At 37.0% G+C, this 1929-nt stretch carries 2 protein-coding genes and 1 pseudogene; all 3 read left to right on the forward strand.

Annotated features, from left to right (window positions below):
• Positions 1 to 194, forward strand: a pseudogene (locus tag RT405_RS13160) (UDP-N-acetylglucosamine 1-carboxyvinyltransferase); the annotation flags it as partial.
• 272 nt (positions 195 to 466) lie between these two features.
• Positions 467 to 1459, forward strand: coding sequence for a rod shape-determining protein MreB (gene mreB, locus RT405_RS13165; RefSeq protein WP_313470283.1), 993 nt, complete (start codon positions 467 to 469; stop codon positions 1457 to 1459).
• A 29-nt stretch (positions 1460 to 1488) separates the two neighbouring features.
• Positions 1489 to 1695: a DNA-directed RNA polymerase subunit beta gene (locus RT405_RS13170; RefSeq protein WP_313470286.1), complete on the forward strand. Its 207-nt coding sequence runs from the start codon at positions 1489 to 1491 to the stop codon at positions 1693 to 1695.
• The last annotated feature ends 234 nt before the right edge of the window (positions 1696 to 1929 follow it).

The following is a 1929-nucleotide window of genomic DNA, read 5'->3' on the forward strand; positions in this document are numbered from 1 at the left end:
CAGCAGCAGCTTTGATTATTGCAGGTATGATTGCTGAAGGGTATACTAGAGTCACGCATTTAGAATACTTAGACCGCGGCTATTATGAATTTCATAAAAAACTTCAAAACCTGGGAGCAGATATTGAACGAATCGATGAAACAGCTACCCACGTTTTAAAAGATGAAGAATTGAGTACTTTATTCAACGGATAACAAACGGACGAAAACTGGAATGAATTTGCCTTTAAAGGCGTTTATTCCAGTTTTTTTAATAAAGTAGAATAAGATAATTTTTTTGTATTCAATGACTAGCGGGCTTGTTTCACTTTTTTATTTATAGCTTTATTAAAAAAGTCAAGCAAATAGTGATTTTTTTTAAAACATCATTTCAGATTAAGTTGAAACATGCTATAATTATAAATTAGGTGGCTAGTACAAAAAAACTTGCTATAAATTGAACAAGAGCTTGAGAGGAGAACGTAGTAATGGCGAAAGACATAGGAATCGATTTAGGAACGGCCAATGTATTGATTCATGTAAAAGGAAAAGGAATCGTGTTAAACGAACCTTCAGTAGTTGCAATCGACACTAAAACCAATCGTGTCTTAGCGGTTGGAGAAGAAGCATACTTGATGGTCGGACGTACGCCTGGCAACATTCGTGCTATTCGTCCTTTAGATGGCGGAGTTATCGCTGACTTTGATATTACCGAAGCTATGTTAACTCACTTTATTGATAAATTAAATGTAAAAGGATTTTTATCTAAACCAAACATTTTAATTTGCTGTCCAACAAATATTACAGCAATTGAACAAAAAGCAATTATTGAAGCAGCAGAAAAAAGCGGTGGGAAAAATGTTTTCCTTGAAGAAGAGCCTAAAGTTGCCGCAATTGGCGCAGGGATGGATATCTTCCAACCAAGCGGAAATATGGTCATTGATATTGGTGGCGGAACAAGCGATATTGCTGTCCTTTCTATGGGAGGCATTGTAACGAGTCGTTCATTGAAAGTAGCCGGAGACCGGATGGACAATGAAATTACTCAGTTTGTAAAGAAAAACTACAAGCTAATGATCGGTGAACGCACAGCTGAATCAATCAAAATGGAAGTAGGAACTGTTTTCCCTAATAACCGTGATGATTCTATGGATGTTAGAGGCCGAGATATGGTGAGCGGTCTACCAAGAACGATTACCATTAAATCCAGTGAAGTCCAAGAAGCTACGGCAGAATCAATGGCAATGCTAGTTCAACAAGCAAAAGACGTCTTAGAACAAACTCCACCTGAATTATCAGCCGATATTATTGATCGCGGAATCATTTTAACCGGCGGAGGAGCTTTACTAGATGGCATTGACCAGCTTTTCGCTGAACAATTAAAAGTACCTGTCTTTGTGGCTGAACAGCCTTTAGATTCTGTTGCACTAGGAACGGGTATTTTATTAGAAAACATGACCAAGAAAAAATTCAGTGTGTAAATAAAAATTCTGGAAAATGAGGTGAGATCGTGACAAAAGAGAAAATCGCAACGCAAATGGTGTCATTTGTATTAAAAGTTTTACTTGTTCTTGTCTTGATCGCTATCGCTTTAATTCTTGGCGCAATGGTAGGATATGGTATTCTGGGAGACGGCAACCCTTTTGCCATCTTTGATATGTCAACTTGGGGTCACATCTTTAGTTACTTTACTAAGCCGACTATCGTCAATGGATAATGAAATAAACAATTAAAAACAAGAAACGCCAAATGAGGAATATGTTCCGATTTTTGGTGTTTTTTTTTGCTTGAAAAAACGAAATGTTTTGTTTTTAGCAGATAATCAATGTGAAAGGAAAGAAGAGAAGGAGGAGAAGAAATGAATCAAACCAATTTAGTCGGTCGGCTGGTCAGAGAAATTGAAGTAAAAGAAGTAGGAGAAGGAAAAATTGTGCTAAACAATACGCTGGCA

The organism is Carnobacterium sp., assembly GCF_032094055.1.
Lineage (GTDB): Bacteria > Bacillota > Bacilli > Lactobacillales > Carnobacteriaceae > Carnobacterium_A.